The sequence below is a fragment of the Marinifilum fragile genome (assembly GCF_963677365.1).
GTDB classification, from domain to species: Bacteria; Bacteroidota; Bacteroidia; order Bacteroidales; family Marinifilaceae; genus Marinifilum; species Marinifilum fragile.
Genome location: NZ_OY781962.1, coordinates 630,484 through 650,202 on the forward strand (window position 1 = coordinate 630,484; position 19,719 = coordinate 650,202).

At 36.3% G+C, this 19,719-nt stretch carries 13 protein-coding genes; 10 read left to right on the forward strand and 3 right to left on the reverse strand.

Annotated elements, in window-relative coordinates; translation table 11 throughout:
* Window positions 1–726: 726 nt before the first annotated feature.
* The 9 genes from thrA to ACKPCA_RS02285 all read left to right on the forward strand — a co-directional run bounded on the left by thrA (window position 727) and on the right by ACKPCA_RS02285 (window position 11,856).
* Window positions 727–3,162, forward strand: coding sequence for a bifunctional aspartate kinase/homoserine dehydrogenase I (gene thrA / locus ACKPCA_RS02245; protein ID WP_321281115.1), 2,436 nt, complete (start codon window positions 727–729; stop codon window positions 3,160–3,162).
* A 10-nt stretch (window positions 3,163–3,172) separates the two neighbouring features.
* Window positions 3,173–4,156 carry a homoserine kinase gene (locus tag ACKPCA_RS02250; protein WP_321281116.1) on the forward strand — a complete coding sequence of 328 codons (984 nt, stop codon included), beginning with the start codon at window positions 3,173–3,175 and terminating at the stop codon, window positions 4,154–4,156.
* Between the two features lie 21 nt (window positions 4,157–4,177).
* Entirely contained in the window at window positions 4,178–5,470 is a 1,293-nt protein-coding gene (gene thrC, locus ACKPCA_RS02255) for a threonine synthase (protein ID WP_321281117.1), read from the forward strand.
* A gap of 435 nt (window positions 5,471–5,905) precedes the next feature.
* On the forward strand, window positions 5,906–6,178 hold the full coding sequence (locus ACKPCA_RS02260; RefSeq protein ID WP_054717818.1) for an HU family DNA-binding protein: 273 nt from the start codon (window positions 5,906–5,908) through the stop codon (window positions 6,176–6,178).
* A gap of 70 nt (window positions 6,179–6,248) precedes the next feature.
* Window positions 6,249–6,938, forward strand: a complete 690-nt coding sequence (locus tag ACKPCA_RS02265; protein WP_321281118.1) for a TrmH family RNA methyltransferase — start codon at window positions 6,249–6,251, stop codon at window positions 6,936–6,938.
* 166 nt (window positions 6,939–7,104) lie between these two features.
* Window positions 7,105–7,812 (forward strand): LytR/AlgR family response regulator transcription factor, encoded by a 708-nt coding sequence (locus ACKPCA_RS02270; RefSeq protein WP_054717821.1) that lies wholly within the window; start codon window positions 7,105–7,107, stop codon window positions 7,810–7,812.
* Between the two features lie 53 nt (window positions 7,813–7,865).
* Complete coding sequence (locus tag ACKPCA_RS02275) at window positions 7,866–9,059, forward strand: aspartate aminotransferase family protein (protein WP_321281119.1); 1,194 nt, start codon at window positions 7,866–7,868, stop codon at window positions 9,057–9,059.
* Window positions 9,060–9,061: 2 nt separating this feature from the next.
* Window positions 9,062–9,859 (forward strand): hypothetical protein, encoded by a 798-nt coding sequence (locus tag ACKPCA_RS02280; protein WP_321281120.1) that lies wholly within the window; start codon window positions 9,062–9,064, stop codon window positions 9,857–9,859.
* Between the two features lie 38 nt (window positions 9,860–9,897).
* The gene (locus ACKPCA_RS02285; protein WP_321281121.1) at window positions 9,898–11,856 is read left to right on the forward strand and encodes a dipeptidyl-peptidase 3 family protein; all 1,959 of its coding nucleotides are present in this window, start codon (window positions 9,898–9,900) and stop codon (window positions 11,854–11,856) included.
* Between the two features lie 246 nt (window positions 11,857–12,102).
* Here the strand turns inward: ACKPCA_RS02285 and ACKPCA_RS02290 are convergent, their stop codons facing one another.
* From ACKPCA_RS02290 to ACKPCA_RS02300, 3 genes are all read right to left on the reverse strand, one after another.
* Complete coding sequence (locus tag ACKPCA_RS02290; protein WP_321281122.1) at window positions 12,103–14,733, reverse strand: DUF5686 and carboxypeptidase regulatory-like domain-containing protein; 2,631 nt, start codon at window positions 14,731–14,733, stop codon at window positions 12,103–12,105.
* 208 nt (window positions 14,734–14,941) lie between these two features.
* A complete protein-coding gene (locus ACKPCA_RS02295; protein ID WP_321281123.1) occupies window positions 14,942–16,588 on the reverse strand; it encodes a hypothetical protein in 1,647 nt (548 codons plus the stop codon).
* Between the two features lie 8 nt (window positions 16,589–16,596).
* The gene (locus ACKPCA_RS02300; RefSeq protein ID WP_321281125.1) at window positions 16,597–17,394 is read right to left on the reverse strand and encodes an ABC transporter ATP-binding protein; all 798 of its coding nucleotides are present in this window, start codon (window positions 17,392–17,394) and stop codon (window positions 16,597–16,599) included.
* 259 nt (window positions 17,395–17,653) lie between these two features.
* On the opposite strand from ACKPCA_RS02300, the gene htpG reads away from it, so the two are divergent.
* Window positions 17,654–19,705 (forward strand): molecular chaperone HtpG, encoded by a 2,052-nt coding sequence (htpG, locus tag ACKPCA_RS02305; protein WP_321281127.1) that lies wholly within the window; start codon window positions 17,654–17,656, stop codon window positions 19,703–19,705.
* Window positions 19,706–19,719: the final 14 nt, after the last annotated feature.

The following is a 19,719-nucleotide window of genomic DNA, read 5'->3' on the forward strand; positions in this document are numbered from 1 at the left end:
TATCCCCAAATTTACGACAATTATTTGGAAAGAATCTAATTAAGATTTCTTAAACGATGGAAAATCAAGTAGATAAGAGCTTGGCTATTTGAGTGTAGATGTGATCTGTTTGAATGTTGAGTTCGATTTGAACAGGACTATGATACTATCGATATCCTGATCATGATACTACCGATAACAAGAGTAGGATACAGTCGACAGCAGGGGTATGATATAAATTTCATATTATTTGGAATGTTTTTAATTGATCTCAGGTTAATTGCAAAAAATCTTTATCTTTGATGCTCACAACGAAAAGTAATATTCACTAATGCATAAAATGACAAACATAGCTATGATGAACATGCCATTTATCGGTATGTGCGGTGCTATGGGCATTATTGTTATTACTACCACCACAACTACGGGGACCCTTTAGGGGTCTATATTATTACATATCACCAAAGGTGGGTATTATCATACTCAAAAAGTACATAGAAATATTTGTGCCTGATTGTTTATTATGTCGTAAATTCATTTGTGCGATATGAATAACGCTAATTATCAAATAACTATAACCATTATATAATCATTGATGATGGAATCAACATTTGTAGGGAGAGGAAATCATCAGAACGAATCAAGGAAATGAAACGTCCGTTCCTAAATAAATTATGAGCTCACATTTAAACATCATTATTCAGGAATGGTAAGTTCCATCTGGCCTTAAAATAAAATAATAAGCAGATGAAAGTTTTAAAATTTGGAGGAAGCTCGGTAGCCAATGCAGAAAGCTGTAATAGGGTGAAAGAGATTGTTAAGAAGAATCAAAAAAGCTGTAAGCAAGTTGTAGTTGTGTCGGCTTTTGGAGGTGTTACTGATGAATTGGAACGCTGTATTACTTTGGCAAGTAAAAGAGACAAGGAGTATAAAGAGGTTCTGGAGAGGTTAAAACAGAGACACCAAGATATGATTCAGAAGCTTGGAGTAAGTGGCAATCTGAATGAAAAGATCAATGCAAAATTTGAAGAAATATCAGAGCTTTTACAAGGGGTTTATTTGTTGGAAGATATTTCGGAAAAAGTTCGTAGTGTTGTATTGGGTTCAGGGGAATTGTTGTCTTCGGCAATTCTATCGGAATTCTTTAAAAATGATGGGCTGCAAACAGTGTATTTCGATTCCAGAGAATACATCAAAACACAAAATGGGAAAGGGGTTTATTTAAATGCTGAACAAACCAACCTAAATCTTGAATCAATAAAGAAAAAAGAATTTGAAGTTGCATTGTTTCCTGGATTTGTAGCTTCAGGAGCCAAAGGAGAGATGACGATTCTGGGACGTGGAGGTTCTGATTATACCGCATCAATTTTGGCTGCTGGATTGGGGTGTTCCGAATTGGAAATTTGGACAGATGTGAGCGGAATGTATACTGCTGATCCTCGATTTGTTTCCCAAGCTTTGCCTATCAAAAGAATGTCATTTCAAGAAGCCATCGAATTGTCGCACTTCGGAGCTAAAGTGATTTATCCTCCAACTTTAATTCCTGTAGTGCAGAATCAAATTGATGTAAGAATTAAAAATACTTTCGAACCTGATGATGAGGGAACTTTAATCAGCAAAACACCTGGAGAAGTTCGCTCGGTTGTTCGTGGTTTATCGTCGATTAATGACATTAATTTGTTTACACTTTCGGGGAGCGGTGTCATGGGAATTAGCGGATTTGCCTCTCGATTTTTTACAAGTTTGGCGAAAAATAAGATTAATGTCGTGTTGATTACACAGGCATCGTCGGAACATAGTATCAGTGTAGGTATTCACAAAGATGATGCAGAGTTGGCCGTGGAAGCATTGTGCGAAGAATTCGAAATGGAAATCAGAATGAATCTGGTGAATGAACCATCGGTTGAAGAGAATCTATCCATTGTGGCCATTGTTGGTGAAGATATGGGATTCACTCCGGGTATTTCAGGCAAAGTGTTTAGCGTTCTTGGCAAGAATGGTGTTAATATTAGGGCAATGGCTCAAGGCGGAAATGAAATGAACCTTACATTCATGGTTCGCACCAAGGATATTAAAAAGGTGCTAAACGTAATACATGAAGAGTTTTTCGATACGACTTACAAAAAGGTGAACTTATACATTGCAGGAGTTGGGAACGTTGGCGGTAAGCTTCTCGAATTCATTAAAAACCAATACGAACATCTTTTGGAAGAAAAAGGCTTGCAATTAATTGTTAGGGCAGTAACCAACAGTAGAAAAATGTTCTTTGCAGAAGATGAGAGTTTGCTTGAAAATTGGGAAGACAAATTGGATAAGTATGGTGTTCAGGCAGATTTACAGGAGTTTGTTCGCCTAATGGATCAATCGAACCTGAGAAATCGAATTTTTGTTGATATTACAGCTAGCGATAAGGTAAGCGAAGTGTATGAGCAGATATTGAATTCTACAGTTGCAATTGTGGCTTGTAATAAAATAGCGGCATCGTCTGATTACGAGAACTATAGTAAAATAAAAGCTGCAGCTAAAAAGCACAATGTTGAATTCATGTTCGAAAGTAATGTTGGTGCAGGTTTACCAGTAATCAGTACCATTAATAGTTTGGTAAACACAGGTGATGAAATTGTTGGGATTGATGCGGTCGTTTCAGGTAGCTTAAATTTTATCATGAATGAATTTAATAAAGGTCGTTCATTTGTGGAAGCTGTAAAAATGGCCATGGAGCAAGGATTTACTGAACCTGATCCTAAAATTGATTTGAGTGGAATGGATGTGTTGAGAAAACTATTGATCTTATCACGAGAAGCAGGTTATCAATTGGAAGAAAATGAAGTGGAGCATCAACCCATGATTCCTGAGTCATGCCTGCAAGGAAATTCTGCAGAAGAACTGTTAACGGCTTTGGAAGCTAATAATGATTACTTCGAAGCTTGGAGAGAAGTAATGAAAGAGAAAAATGTTCGATTTAGATATATCGCTTCCTTTAAAGATGGAAAAGCAAATGTGAGTTTGAAGGAAGTAAGCCCTGATCATCCGTTTTACGATATTCATGGTAAGGATAATGTGATTTCGCTAAACACCAAATGGTATGACGACCAACCTTTAATTATTAAAGGAGCTGGTGCTGGAGCTGAGGTTACGGCATCGGGTATTTTTGGTGATATTATAAGAATTAGCAGAAATTAATTGAGGTAGAATGGATCGTAAATCAGAAAACTATTGTATGAAAGACAATAGTAAAAAAATGAATAAGATGTCAGAAGAAGTTAAAGTGTTTGCACCCGGAAGTGTTTCAAATGTAGGGTGTGGTTTCGATATATTGGGATTTGCCATTGATGGAGTTGGTGATGAAATGATTCTTAAAAAGAATGATGAAAATGAGATCAGGATCAATCCTGTGAATGGATATGAGAACTTGCCAACCGACCCAAAGAAAAATGTTGCAGGAGTAGCCATTCAAGCATTGTTGGATGATCTGGGAAGTGATCAGGGATTTGATGTTGAGATTGTAAAGAATATAAAACCGGGAAGTGGTATCGGTTCAAGTGCAGCTAGTGCGGCAGGAGCGGTGGTTGCAGCCAATGAATTATTGGGGAAACCCTATTCGAGAATGCAGCTGGTTGATTTTGCTATGAAGGGCGAAGAGGTTGCATCAGGTGATATTCATGCCGATAATGTTGCACCAGCTACACTGGGAGGGTTTTGTTTGATTCGAGGATACAATCCATTGGATGTGATTCATATTGAGCCACCAAAAGATTTATGGTGTGTGGTGATACATCCGCAAATTGAAATTAAAACCAAAGAATCAAGAGAACTTCTTTCGCCTGAAATCCCTCTGAAAAAGGCTATTCGTCAGTGGGGAAATGTTGCAGGTTTGATGTCTGGTCTTTATACTTCGAATTATGAGTTAATAGGTCGATCGTTGGAAGATCATATTGTTGAGCCACAAAGAAAAGTTTTGATTCCTGAGTTTGATGAACTGAAACTATCAGTGATGGAAGCAGGAGCTTTAGGTTGTAGCATTTCTGGTTCGGGACCATCGGTATTTGCTTTGGCAAATGGAAGAGAAACAGCAGATGTAATTGCTGGTGCTATGAATACTGTATTCAGAAGAACAGAATTGGACTATAAGATTTATGTGTCGAAAGTGAGTGAGGGAGGAGTTAAAATCTTATAATCAGAAAAACATTGAAAGATAATGAAGTATTTCAGTACCAATAATAAAGAATTGCGTTACAGTTTTAAAGAGGCTGTTGTAAAAGGATTAGCTCCCGATAAAGGATTGTTTTTTCCTGTTAATATTCCAAAACTGAGCGATCAGTTTTTTAATGAATTGCCTAATAAAAGTCTGGCAGAAATAGGATTTGAAGTGGCCAAACATTTTGTAGGAGAAGACATCAAAGAAAAGGAACTCAAAAATATTTGCGAAGAAGTATTCAATTTTCCGATTCCTTTGGTTAAGGTAGAAGAAGGAGTGTATGGCTTAGAGTTATTTCATGGTCCAACTTGTGCATTTAAGGATGTAGGAGCACGATTCATGAGTCGTTGCCTTAGTGCTTTTGCAAAGGAGAGTAAAAGAGAGCTAACCATACTGGTTGCAACTTCAGGTGATACAGGAAGTGCTGTTGCCAATGGATTTTTGGGAGTTGAGGGAGTGAAAGTGATTATTCTTTATCCAAAAGGAAAGGTGAGTCACATTCAAGAGCAGCAGCTTACCACCATGGGGCAAAATATTACAGCTCTTGAAGTGGAAGGAACATTCGACGATTGTCAGGCTTTGGTTAAGGATGCTTTCGCAGATGAAGAGTTGAATGATAAATACAAGCTAACCTCTGCCAATTCTATTAACATTGCACGTTTGTTGCCTCAAAGTTTCTATTATTTCTATGCGTGGGCTCAATTGCAAGAAAAAAACAAGGAGGTAATTGTTTCCGTGCCTAGTGGAAATTATGGCAATCTAACAGGAGGATTGCTGGCAAAACAAATGGGATTACCAATTCATAAATTTGTTGCAGCTGCAAATAGAAACAAGATTGTGCCAGACTATTTGGATAGTGGAAAATATCAGCCAAAACCATCGGTTCAAACCATTTCCAATGCAATGGATGTTGGAGCTCCTAGTAACTTTTCGCGTATGATGGAAATTTACAAAGAGAATTACTCTGATGTAATTAAAGATATAAATGGAGCATGGTATTCCGATGATGAAACCAAAGCTGTTATGAAAGAAGTTTATGAGCGAGAGTCGTATATTTTAGATCCTCATGGTGCGGTTGGCTACTTGGGACTTAACAAATACCTTAATAGAGAAAAACAAGTTGGGATATTTTTAGAAACCGCACATCCTGCTAAGTTTAAAGACATTGTTGAGAAAGTAATCGAAAAAGAGGTGGAAATACCCAATTATTTGCAAGAATGTTTAAAAAAAGAAAAAAAATGTGTTGTTATCGGAAAAGAATATCAGGTGTTTAAAAATTATCTATCGAGATAAAAATTGATCAGATTAAACCAGGCCAAAAGGCTTGGTTTTTTTTGTGAGTTTAAATAGCTTGGGAATTAAGTATTTAAAGTGTTGAGGAAAATATTAAGAGATTGTGAATTTATCTTATCTTTCAGAAGATAAAGGCTTAAGGAAAGGTGTGTTGTAGGGTTTGTTTAAATGTTTGATTTTTATAAAGGCTTTTCGTAAATAGAATTTGGTTAAATTAAAATCTAGGCTAAATAGTTTTATGATTTAATAATAGATGCTGTATATGTTATATTCAGTACAATTTAAAAATGATTGTTTGTTTATTATGTTTTGATTTTAAAAAGATGAATTTTCTTATTTTTTCCTAACTGAAATTTGCAAACGTCCAGAAATCCTTTATATTTGTATAGAAATCAAATTTAAAAGCATTTTTTAACCCTAAAATTTTATAAAGTTATGAACAAAGCTCAATTAATTGATGCAATTGCTAGCAAGGCTGGTTTAACTAAAGCGGATTCTAAAAAAGCATTAGACGCTTTCATTGAAACTACTACTGAAGCATTAAAAGGTGATGATAGAGTAGCTCTTGTTGGATTCGGTTCATTCTCTGTATCTAAGCGTGACGCTAGAACTGGTAGAAACCCACAAACTGGTAAGCCAATCAATATCCCTGCAAAAAAGGTTATTAAATTTAAGGCTGGTTCAGAATTAGCAGACTCAGTACAATAAATATATTGTAAGTCATAAGAAATTAGGGGGGTAGAAAATACCTCCTTTTTTTATACCACAAATTTTAAAGATGGAAAAAGATTTACTAGTCAGATCTATTCAATTTCTGGAAGAATTTGCAACAGAAAAACGTAAAAATCTGATAAATGAAAATGTGGACAACCGCACAAGGTATATTACTGTGGCACTGGAAAATATTTTTCAACCGCAAAATGCCAGTGCTGTAATTCGATCATGTGATTGTTTTGGCATTCAGGATTTGCATGTAATAGAAAACTCAAACGAATATACCATAAATCCAGATGTTGTTATGGGAGCTTCAAAATGGGTGGACTTGTATAGGTACAACAAAAACAAGGACAATACGCTTGATACCATAAAATCGTTGAAAGAGAAAGGTTATAGAATTGTTGCCACTACACCTCACACTAAGGATGTTCTTTTGCCAGATTTTGATTTGTCAAAGGGTAAATCAGTATTTTTCTTTGGAACAGAACTTACTGGTTTATCGGATGTGGTTATGGATCACGCTGATGAGTTTGTTAAAATTCCAATGTATGGTTTTACCGAGAGTTTTAATATTTCTGTTTCAGCGGCACTTGTGTTAAATCATTTGGCGACGGAAGTGCGCAGAACTAAGGTAAATTGGCAGTTATCTGAACAAGAAAAATTAGAGCTTAAGTTGGATTGGCTAAAAAAATCAGTTAGAAGAGGAGATAAACTGTTAGAAGAGCAATTCAGACGTTGGGGAATCGACTGAAAATGATAATAATTAAAAGACTCTAAAAGCTGTGTATTTAGACCATTAATATTTTCATCAAATATTTCGGAAATGGTAAAAAGATTATTATTTTTGATGAAGACATTATAAGAGTAGATAAATAAAATTTATTCGCTAATTCCTGATATTTAAATAATACCACTATATGAATTGTGTTGTAATTGACGATGATAAGCTTTCTAGAAAAGTTGTTGAGAGTTATATTGAGAGAACCGATTTCCTAACATTTGGAGCATCCTACCCAAGTGCAATTGATGCCATTAACAATATTAAGAAGAATGAGCCGGTAGACTTAATCTTTTTGGATATTGAAATGCCGGAAATGAGTGGAATGGAATTTTTAAACAGCCTTATCACAACTCCTCAAATTATTATTATTTCTTCCAAAGAGCAATATGCTCTTGAAGCTTTTGAGTATGATGTAACGGACTATTTATTAAAACCTATTAGTTACAGTAGATTTTTTAAAGCAGTTAGCAAGGCTCATAAACGATATAAAAATAGCGAAGGATTCATTCAAGATAAGAATGAAATCTTTATTAAGAGCAACTCATCTCTTGTTCGTTTAAATTACGATGACATTCTTTGGATTGAAGCATTGGAGAATTATGTTGTGGTGAATACCTATCAGGAAAAGTATACCATTCATTTTACAATGAAGGCTATTGAAGAAAAAATGCCAGCGGCACGTTTCTCAAGAATACATCGTTCTTACATTGTAAATCTAAGTAAGATTGAAATGATTGAGGATAATTCAGTAATAATAAATACTGATGGAGGACCAAAATCAATTCCAATTGGAAAATCGTACCGTGATAAATTAATGGGTGATATTAATTTAATGACTCGATAGTTTTCTTTATCGCAGGATTTTTTTGAATTTTGTATTCAATAAAAATTCTGTATATGATTACCAATAGACAATTATTTCTACAACACGTAGCTACAACTTCTGATTTTCCAATTGCATTGGAGATAGAAAGAGCAGAAGGTATATATATGTACGACCCGAGCGGGAAACCATATTTGGATCTCGTTTCGGGCGTTTCTGTTAGTAACCTGGGACATGGACATCCAAAGGTAAAGCAAGCCATAAAGGATCAGGTAGATAAATACATGCACTTGATGGTGTATGGTGAATTTATCGAAACTCCACAGGTACAACTTGCCAAATTACTATCCGATAATCTTCCGGAAAGCTTAAATTCAGTATACTTTGTGAACTCAGGAAGTGAAGCGAATGAGGGAGCTCTTAAATTGGCCAAAAGATATACAGGCAGATCAGAGATTATTCACTTTACAGGAGCATATCATGGGAGTACGCATGGAGCATTAAGTATACTTTGCGATGAGGAAATGAAAAATTCATTTCGTCCATTGCTACCAGATGTTCGAATGATCGAATTCGGAAAGGAAGCCGATTTGGAACAAATCACAGAGAAGACTGCTTGTGTAATTCTGGAACCTATACAATCGGAAGGAGGAATGATTATTCCTTCGAAAGAATACATTCAAGCCTTGAGAGCTCGTTGTACAGAGAAAGGAGCTTTGTTGATTTTTGATGAGGTACAAATGGGGTTCGGAAGAACTGGAAAACTATTTGCATTCGAACATTTCGATGTTGTGCCTGATATTTTGTGCCTGGCTAAAGCAATGGGTGGAGGAATGCCAGTTGGTGCCTTTATTTCGGACAAGAAAATTTTGGATTCCTTCAAAACCAATCCAATGTTGGGACATATCACAACCTTTGGAGGTCATCCGGTTTGTTGTGCAGCTGCCAAAGCTTCATTAGAGGTTCTTTTGGAAGAAAATATTGTTGATGATGTTCAGCGCAAAGGAGAGCTGTTTGTTGAACTTCTAAAAGATCATCCATTGGTGAAAGGATTCCGTCACTTGGGACTTTTTGTTGCAGTGGTTGTGGAGTCGAAGGAAATCATGTTGGAGATCATGAAAGAAGCACATGAACTAGGAGTTATAATGGATGCTTTCCTTTTTTGTGATAATGCTTACCGCATTGCACCTCCATTGAATATTACCGATGAGGAAATTCGTCACGCTTCTGATCTTCTGATTCAGGCAATGGATAAAGTAAATAAATAAGCATGAGGTTTATTGGTGTTGTAATTATTCTTTTGTGCATGGGCTTTGATGCTAATGCACAATTATCGAAAGTAGAAAATGAAATTTCGGATGATTTTAAGCAGTTGATTCAAGCTGATAATGATTCATTAAAGTTTGCAATCTGTAAGAAAATTGAAGATTCATTTCAACGGGTTTTGCTTCAAAAGGAGAGTTTTGATTATTCTTTTTCCAAACTCAATCGAATGGGAAAAATTACATCACCAGATCTTACATTTAGAATATACAATTGGAACTGTGTGCTTTCCAATGGAAGTTATAGGTATTTTGGACTATTACAATACAAGGAGAAATCTAAAATAAAGGTGAAACTTCTTTCTGATAAAACGGATGCAGACATGTTCTCAAGATATCAGCCGGAAAATTGGTCAGGAGCTTTGTATTATCAGATCATCCCATTCAAATCAAAAGGTGGTGCAAGTTATTTGTTATTGGGATGGGATGGAAACAATGTTTCAACCAATAAGAAGGTGGTAGAAGTGCTAAGTTTTGAAAAGACAGGAATAAAGTTTGGAAAACCTGTAATTTCTTGGAGGGGAAAACAACTGAATCGTGTGGTTTTTGAATATGCAAAACAAGCACGAATGAGTATCAATTATCAGGAAAAAGAAAAGAGATTGGTATTTGATCATTTGTCGCCTTCCAAGCCTCAATACAGAAACCAATTTGAATATTATGGGCCTGATTTTACCCATGATGCTTTGCAATTGAAGAAGGGAATTTGGGTATTACAGGAAGATGTGGATGTTAGAAACAAGTAATATCAATAAGAAAATCTGTTTATAAAAAGGTATAATTTATGAGCGATACATTTAAATATCAGACGGAACAATTTGCCGACGTTAAAATATTAAGATATCAGGTACCTGGCTTTGGAGATTTGAGTTTACAGCAAAAAAAGCTGATTTACTTTCTTGCTGAAGCTGCAAGGTGCGGACGTGATATTCTATTCGATCAGAATAACAAGTACAACTTAAGGATAAGAAGAACTTTAGAAGCCATTGTAAAATCGTACGATGGAGATCGAGAATCGGAAGATTTTAAGAATTTTTTGGTTTACACAAAAAGAGTGTGGTTCTCCAATGGTATTCACCATCACTATTCGATGGATAAGTTTCTGCCAGATTTCGATGAAGAGTATTTTGGAGACTTGTTGGCAAATACCAATTCTGATTTATTGCCATTGGGAGATAAAGAAGAGGTTCTAGATCTAATGAATCAATTGGTACCAGTAATTTTTGAGGAAAACACTGAAGCAAAAAGAGTTGTTTTAAATCCTGATTTGGATTTGATTGCCGATTCGGCGAACAATTACTACGAGGGAGTCACTCAAAAAGAGGTAGAGGAGTTTTACTCTAATGCCGATAAGGGAGATGCTGAGAGACCATTGTCCATTGGTTTAAATTCTAAGCTTATTAAGGAGAATGGTAAGTTAACTGAGAAAATCTGGAAGCTTGGAGGGATGTATTCTCCTGCAATTGAGAAAGTAGTTTTCTGGTTAGAGAAAGCGATAGAGGTTGCCGATAGTGATCTTCAGAAAGAATCATTAATAAAGCTTGTTGATTTTTATAGAACAGGTGATTTAAAAACATTCGACGAATATTCTATTCTTTGGGTGAAAGATTTGGATGCCCATGTAGATGTGGTTAATGGATTTATTGAAGTTTACGGTGATGCACTAGCCTTTAAAGCAAGTTGGGAATCGGTGGTTAACTTTAAAGATATTGAAGCGACCAAGCGAACCGAAATCATCTCGAATAACGCTCAGTGGTTCGAGGACAATTCTCCTGTTGATGAAAGGTTTAAGAAGGATGAGGTAAAAGGGGTGAGCGCCAAAGTAATTACAGTAGCCATGTTAGGAGGTGATTGTCATCCAGCTACGCCTATTGGAATTAACTTGCCAAATGCCGAATGGATAAGAAAAGAGCATGGTAGTAAATCGGTAACCATAGATAACATTACACATGCCTATCATCAATCATCACTGAAGAGTGGTATGTTGGAAGAGTTTGCTTATAGCGATGAGGAAGTTGCAAGAGCGAAAGAGCATGGCTATTTAGGAGGAAATTTGCATACCGATTTGCATGAGTGTTTGGGGCATGGATCGGGACAATTGTTACCGGGTGTTGGCATGGATGCCTTAAAGAATTATCACTCTACACTAGAAGAGGCAAGAGCCGATTTGTTTGCACTGTACTATATGATGGATCCGAAAATGGTTGAAATCGGTTTGATGCCAAGTTTGGATGTTGCAAAAGCTGAGTATGATGGTTATATCCGCAACGGATTGTTGACTCAACTTACCCGTATAGAACTGGGTAAAGATATTGAGGAATCGCACATGCGAAACAGACAATTGATTGCCAAATGGGTATTTGAAAGGGGCGAGCATGTAATTGAGAAAGTGAAGAAGGAAGATAAAACTTTCTTTGTGGTGAAAGATTACGAAAAACTGAGAGAGCTATTTGGAGAATTGCTTGCCGAAGTACAAAGAATCAAATCAGAAGGTGATTTTGAAGCAGGAAAGGCTTTGGTTGAGAATTACGGTGTTAAAGTGGATGAAGAGCTACACAAAGAGGTGAAAGAGCGATTCGAAAAATTGAATCTTGCAGCTTATGCTGGTTTCATCAATCCGGATTATCATCCAATTATTGAAAATGATGAGATTGTTGATGTGGAGATATCCTATCCTATGGATTTTATGGAACAAATGTTAGAATACAGTGAAAAGTATTCTTTCCTACCACATGTTAACTAATTCGAAGGAATTTTTGAGCTGGTAAGAGATTATGCGGAATTGAAATAATTCTTTTTTACCACAAAGGGAAACGAAGGTTTTCTCAAAGGAACACAAAAAGCTTTTGCTAATGGCAAGGGCTCTTTTTTGTTTTGGTAGTAGAGACGTAGCATGCTACGTCTGTACGGTGTGGCATAAAAGAAAACCTGTCAGCCCTGATAAATATCGAGACTGACAGGTTTATTCAATGATATTTGAGAATTGTTTTTAAAAATTAAACTTCAATTTTACGCCAGTATCTCTGTGATGTTTGCCATCAAAGCTCCACACAACTTCAACATCCATAAATAGGAAGATTTGTGACAATCCGTAACCCACTTCCCAATAGTTTTTCTTGTTTTCGTGAGTTAGGTAGTTGGCAAAAACTCTTTCCTGAATGGCCAATGAATTGTTCAAAATTGGCAATCGTTTCAGTAAGAATCGGTCAGACTCATATTGCAGGTGAGCCTCAAGGTAATCTTCGGTGGTTGAATGCTGATAATAATCCAACAAACGGAAGGTGTTTAAACCACCGCCCAACATTACTGTAGGTTTGCTGGTATTAAAGTGTTTAAAATCCGAAAAGTGCATGTTATCACTTGTTAGAAAGCTTCCGGCTTTCACGTTATAGGATAATCTATCATTAAATCCGGTTTCAAACTGCTGTTTAATCGAGGCTTCGAGCAAAGAGTAATCGGCTTCCGAATCGAAAACATCTTTAATGGCTTGTTTGTATCTTAAGCCGAATGTTGGTTGATTGTGATACCAGGTCATTCGTTTTACACCTTTTGTGATAGAATATCTATGTCGTGGCGTGTATTCCAAATTTGCTTCGACACTAAATGCCTTGTTGTCTTGCACCAATAAAGGATCAACTCCTTCAGGGATGTTGATGGTATATTCATTATCATCAGGATCGGAAATGTACCAGGAGTTGTTATTGTACAATTGTTTGCGATTGGCATATTCAACACTGGCAGATAATCTTAAGCCATTTGCAAGGTCGGTATTGTGCCAAATGTTTATAAAGTTTTTATCGTACAATTTCATGTAATTATCCTTAAAATACAATGAACTCATGGCATTCAGAAGTGGATCGATTCCCGTTTTTCCATTAAAATCGATAGCTTTGCTTCCCAAACCAAAACCAATGTACGATCGTTTTAATCCGTTGTAACGATAATATGTGCTTAAGGAATAATCGAGATGTTCTCTCGAAAATGCATAGGTGAATTCCGGACTTAAAGTGAAGTAATGACCCAAAGTGTCGGATTTGGTATATCGAAATGGTGCATTAAAAGTAAATCCCTGAACGGTATTGTATGATACCTTATCGAAACTTAACAATCCGGGAGTAGTGAAACTTGAGTTTGATTCCTTGTATTTGTAGGTTTTACCAAAAAGCAGGTGGTTGAATTTAAACTTTCGATTGGCCATACGCACTGAATCCTTGTATTCAGGAGTGTTACGAACGATTTCCATGGAGTCCTTTTTCTCGAAACTGATTTTTTCATCTTCCGATAAAGGAATCGGACGCATTTCGGCCCAGTACAAGGAGTCTTTGTCTTTGGCATCCTTGGCCATTTTTACCTTTTCAATTTTGATTTCCAATGGTTCGCGTACCTTTTCCTTTTTAGGTTTTTCGGTGTCCTTTTCCATTAGGCGAGCCAATTTGCGCATTTCGGAATTGCTCATGTCATCCTTCTCCAGAAGCGTTTGAATTTCTTGCTTGCGCTTTTGTTCTTTTACTGACAAGACTTTGGATTCCTGATTGCCTAATTCTGCCACTTGTGCCTCTTCCTGCTTTTTCGAGATGTCAAGTTTTTTCAAATAGTCATGGTCCAAATCAGGATTTAGAGTAATCTGATAATCCTTAATAGAGGCAACATACATGCCTTCCAATCCGAATCCCATGCCTTTAAATTGGATGTTGAAATCGAAACTTACGGGCATCCAAACTTCTTCTTTTACCGGAGCATACAATTGGTGCATGTGTACATCGGTCATTGGTAAATTCAATTTTAAATCAGCTGAGTGAATGTTCCAATAGTTTTCGGCAATATTAATGTAACCACGAAACAAATCTTTCCCTTTTCTTTTGGGTGTAACCTTAATTTTGTTGATCATTCGCCCTTGATCTTCAAAAACCGATTCAAGTTCGAAGCGGTACACTGCAAAAGCTGTTTTATCGAGCGGAGAGATGAATCCGTCATCTTTGGTGTTGTACAAGTTGGCAGTAATAAACTGCATAGGATCGGCTTGCTCGCCCAAACCAGATGATCGTATCGAGATCACCTCTTCTTTTACCTTATCAGGCAATTCGAAATGAATTTTCGAAATGTTTTCAGTTACGAAAGTTTTTCCTTCCGTAATGCCTTCTTCTGCCAGTTTCTTTTTAAACAATCTGGGTACGCTGGTTACTTTTCCCGATCCTTTCAGGTAAACCATATTGTTGTATTCGCTAACCTGCTTGGTGTAATAATCGCCCATTGCAATGGCTTTACGCATTACATAGTAAGCAGGATCTTCACCGCTGGCCAGCACCTTAACTTCTTTAAGCTGGTAGGTTTGAGGAGCCAGGGCAACGTCCATGTTCAGGTCATTTTCTGTCATGTTAACAACAACTTCTTTGGTCTGATATCCGAGGTACCTGTAATGTAAATTCCATGTTCCTTTTGCAAGATCCATATAATACTCCCCATCGATATTGGATGTGGTACCGGTTGCCAATTCCTTGATGTAGATGTTGGCAAAAGGAATGGGTTTTCCATCTAAATCTGTGATCTTACCGCTAATTTTCTGAGCATATCCCGATAAAGAAATCAGGAAGAAGAGAATGATAGTGTAAATTTTTGTCATGTTTGGCTTTGTTTAATAAGTGTGTGACGGCTTTGTATTTATTTTTGTTACATATTCAATTGTTGTATTGTGAACAATAGGATTTGTATTGGAAAGTGTGAATTTATGAAAAGTATGTTTTTTTATTAAACGCTTTAAGAAGTTTTATGTTTTTTTAACAGCATGGTAGGTAAAAAAAAGCTGCTTCATGCGAAACAGCTTTTTACGATTAATTTATGATTTTATTCCAGCTTATTTTTCTGAAACTTCTGAGCTGAAAGTATAATAACAAAAGTACTATGGGAGAAGCGATAATAACCCCAAAAGGCAATAAACTTAATCCATAATGAAGAAATCCAATAGCAGCTGTGGATATCATTAACAGCATTCCTTTTGCAAAATTGCCTCCAGCATCTTGCGTAACTCTTTCTTTTGAGAATGGCAAAATAGGATCGCTCCACGATTGCATTAATGATGATACAAGGCAAACAGAAAGAAAGCCATAAATTAAATCATCGATAAGTTGTATTCCCCAAATTGACAAGGCTATGGCAGAGATTACTGCAAATGCAGGGGTAAAATACTTAATCATTACCGATTTAAATGATCCCAAGAGAATTTCGCCAGGTTTTTCTATAGGCAAAATCTGGTAGAACCAACTTGATTTGTCTTGATCGCTATAGCCCAATTGCTGAGTGATGCTGAAAGAAATGAAAATTGTTGTATAGATAAACCACAAGTATTTATTACTGTTGGCCAAGTTTTCCATATCAAATGCCTCCTCCGATTTGAAAGCAAATATCAGGATGAAAATAAAGATGTAACCAAAAGAAGGATATACGGTTTGTTTGAACTTGCGCTCGCGACCGCTCATCATCCATGCCATTTTAAATGCAGTAGATTCAACTCTATTATTGGTACATATTCTACTCAGTTTGGAAATAAAACCTTTGTTTTCACTTTTCTCTTTAACCACCTTTTTGTCTTTACTACTGGCAACATCAAGTTGTGCAAGTGCTTTGTTAAACCTTGGAGCCAAAACCTTTACAACAAAAACCAAACTAAGTATAGGTACCAATACGGCACAAAGGAAAAAGATTAGGTGAGATGTGTTATAAATACTTGAAATGTATGCATCCATACTGGCACTCATCCATAGGGGAGGAACAAAATATGACCACCAATGAATTGGGATATGTATGTTTGTGATGTCGTATATGCCTATCATGCGGGGAATTAATTGATACCCTCCCATAAACATTATGGCCATGACTACTTGAAAATATACGATGATGTCTTTCAGTTTTTGTCCATTTACCACATTCATTAAGCCCAGATAGAAAATATTTGTAAGAAATAGGGTAAACAATGCTGCCAATACAATAAGAATGAGTAATGCCAACATGGCAACAAATCCATGATTAATTAATGTAGCTACAATAACAAAGAGTGACAGCGAAAAACTCATGTGCAACATGTAAAATGCGATGTGCAGAATTTTTGTCAATACAATGGTTCTGCTGTTTATTGGCCGCGACATTAAAATGCTATTGTCTCTTGTGTCGATCAAAACATTGGTAAACTCCGATATCATTAACATGGCAATCATGATCATGATGTATGCAAAGAAAAAGGTGTAGCTTACCATTGGATCTTTTATAGACATAACCAGAATTCCGATTAAAGTACCTAGGAATCCGTAAATGAATGTTTGAAAAAGCAATTGATGACTGGAGTTTTTCCCTTTCTGAGACAAGGATAAACTTCTACGGTTATCCATTTTTAATTTTGCAGAAAGTATAATGTTGAGCTGATGAAAATCAACACCCATTAGTGTGATCAAACCTTTAAAAGGGAGTAAAATGTATTTAATCATAGCGAATTCTAGTTTTCAAATACATTAATAATTTCTTCTGCTTTCTTGCTATGTCCTGAAGTACCCGTAAGTTCGGTAAATAAGGATTCCAATGAACCTTTGCTGGCTTCCGAGTTTAATTCTTCGAAACTTCCATCGGCAACTACATTCCCATTATTAATCAGGATAATTCTATCTGAAATTTTCTCAACTACATCCATAATGTGCGAACTGTAGAAAATGGTTTTGCCTTCCTTGGCCAATTGTGTCAGAATTTCTTTTACAATGATCACAGAATTGGCATCCAAACCAGAAAGAGGCTCATCCATGAATATGATTTCCGGATTGTGAATTAAACCTGAAATGATCAGAATTTTTTGACGCATTCCTTTGGAAAAAGAATTCAATCTTTCATCGGCATGTGCTTTCATGTCAAAAAGATCAAGCAGCTTTTCTGTTTTCGTATCAATCTCTTGAATTGGCATACCATGCAGTTCACCTACAAACCTTAGGTATTCTCTCGGCGTTAATGTTTCGTACAATGCAGCATTTTCAGGTATGTATCCAATTTTTCTTTTGATATTGGTAGATTCCTCTCGCAAATTCATCCCCAAAATGTTGACTTCACCCTCGAAATCTTGAAGCAATCCACAAAGAACTTTTACTGTGGTCGATTTTCCTGCACCATTGGGGCCAATGTATCCAATGATTTGTCCTGGTTTAATTTCCAGGTTAATGCCTTTTAAAACTTTGTTTTCTGATCTTCCATTTTTATAACTCTTCTCTAGGTTTTTTATAGAGATGATTATGTTTTGATTTTCTGCCATAGCCTTTTTACATTGTGTCAATAATGGATATAAAAGTATGAAAATGTTAAATGTATTATAAGTTTGAGGTTAAATTTTCGATTTACATATTGGAATGGAGGAGAAAATGAAGTTTTTGCACGTTTTTATTAGGCAAAGCTGACAGAATTCTGCATTTTTTTCACCTTTTCTGTCTTAATGTCATAATTATTGTAATGGCACAGGCTTTGACCAAAGGCAAGAGTAAAATTGAAAATTAATCTTTAAAAACAATATAACTATGTCAACAGGAAAAATTGGTGTTACCAGTAACGATCTGTTTCCGATAATTAAGAAATTCTTGTATTCAGATCATGATATCTTTTTGAGAGAGATTGTTTCAAATGCAGTTGATGCAACACAAAAGTTGAAAACTTTGGCTTCAACTGGTGAATTCAAAGGAGAATTGGGTGACCTAACTGTTCGTGTGAACATTGATAAAGAAGCTAAAACCATTACCATTTCAGACCGTGGAATTGGTATGACTCAAGAAGAGATCGAAAAATATATCAATCAAATTGCATTCTCTGGAGCTGAGGAATTCCTAGATAAATACAAAGATCAGGCGAATGCAATCATCGGTCACTTTGGTTTAGGGTTCTATTCTTCATTTATGGTATCAGATAAGGTTGATATCGTAACTCTTTCGCACAAAGAAGGATCAAAAGCGGTAAAATGGAGTTGTGAAGGGAATCCAGAGTATACTTTAGAAGAAGTTGAGAAGGCAGAAAGAGGTACCGACATTGTAATGCATATTTCTGAAGAAGAGAAAGGTTTCTTGGAAGAAAGTCGCATTCAGGAATTGCTGAACAAGTACTGTAAATTCTTACCAATTGAGATTGCCTTTGGGAAGAAAAAAGATTGGAAAGATGGCAAGCAGGTGGAAACCGATGAGGATAATGTAATCAATGACACTAATCCGGCTTGGACCAAGAAGCCTGCTGATTTGAAAGAAGAAGATTACAGCAGTTTCTATCGTCAGTTGTACCCAATGGGCGAGGATCCATTGTTTCACATTCATCTGAATGTTGATTATCCTTTCAACCTAACTGGTATTCTTTACTTCCCAAAAATCAAGAATAGTGTAGAAATTCAGAAGAACAAAATCCAGTTGTATTGCAACCAGGTTTTCGTAACTGATTCAGTAGAAGGAATTGTTCCTGAATTCTTGACTTTATTACATGGTGTAATTGATTCACCAGATATTCCATTGAATGTATCTCGTTCATACCTGCAGTCGGATGGAAATGTGAAGAAAATTTCGAATCACATTACCAAAAAAGTTGCTGATAGCTTAATGGATATCTTCAAGAAAGATCGTACTGAGTTTGAAAACAAATGGGATGATCTTCGTTTATTCGTTCAGTACGGTATGTTGACTGAAGAGAAATTTTTCGACAGAGCGAATAAATTCTTCCTAATCAAAAATACCGAAGGAAAGTATTTCACTTTGGAAGAGTACGAAGCAATCATCAAGGAAAATCAAACTGATAAAGACAACAATATCATCAATTTGTATGCAACCGATAAGGATGCTCAATTCTCATATATCGAGGCTGCCAAAGCAAAAGGATATGATGTGTTGTTGATGGATAGCCAGTTGGATAATCACATCATCAACCACTTGGAGCAGAAAGATACCAACAAGAAATATGTTCGTGTAGATTCTGATATTGTGGACAAGTTGATTCAAAAAGATGAAGTGAAAGAATCGAAATTATCAGAAGAAGAAAAAACTGATTTGATTCCAGTATTCAACTCGCAATTGCCAACCGAAGGTGTGAACTATATGGTAACTTTCGAATCCTTAGGAGAGGAAGCACAACCATTAATGATTACTCAGGCTGAGTTTATGCGTCGTATGAAAGATATGGCTGCCATGAATGCTGGAATGGGATTCTATGGTGAATTGCCAGATTCATACAATTTGGTGGTAAATACCGATCACGAATTGGTAGGAACCATTTTGAAAGACAAAGATGCGAAGTTAAGCGATAAGCTTACTGAAGTTTCAGCGAAACTGACTCCACTTTTTGAAGAGAGAGATGCTTTGGAAGCTCTGAAGAAAGACAAGAAAGAAGATGAAGTTCCTCAGGAAGAAAAGGATAAAATGGCTGATGTTCAGAAGCAAATTACCGAAGTACATGCTGAGAAAGAAGGCTTGTTGAAAGAGTTTGGTAAAGACAGCCAATTGGTTAAACAATTGATCGACCTTGCATTGTTGGCCAACAACATGCTAAAGGGAGAGGAGCTTGCTAAATTCGTGAAGCGTAGCGTTCAGATGATCAAGTAATGACCTGAATCATA